1 protein-coding gene is annotated in these 319 nt (G+C 57.4%); it reads left to right on the top strand.

Translation table 11 applies throughout. The annotated features are described in order from the left end of the window. Positions 1-319 (top strand): hypothetical protein (locus tag MRS74_RS23610; RefSeq protein WP_254582725.1); only part of this gene is annotated, 319 nt, incomplete at both ends.

Genomic DNA, 319 nt, shown 5'->3' with positions numbered 1-319 from the left:
CCTTGATGCGATCTTGGGGATGACAATTACCACGAGTTATTTTGACAGCGACAGCCTGCCCGCGGCCTACACTGGCCAAGACGCCACTGTGACCTTGAATGCAGGCAGCGGGACGATCGCAGATCTGGACGCACAGACCCCAGATGCCAGTTTTGTCGCCGTAGATATTTTTGTGGACGCGGCTCTGGACCTACCCCGCGTCCTGCACATCGTTGACCAAGTAATCCTGCCTGCTGAACTGGACCTGAACGACCCAACTCCCGTCGCAGGCCCTACCGAATTTGACGACGATCTGGCCGGCACCGACGAAAACGACAAC

This window comes from Marinobacterium sedimentorum, from assembly GCF_024267675.1.
GTDB lineage: Bacteria > Pseudomonadota > Gammaproteobacteria > Pseudomonadales > Balneatricaceae > Marinobacterium_A > Marinobacterium_A sedimentorum.
This window is presented reverse-complemented; position numbering and strand designations above follow the sequence as displayed.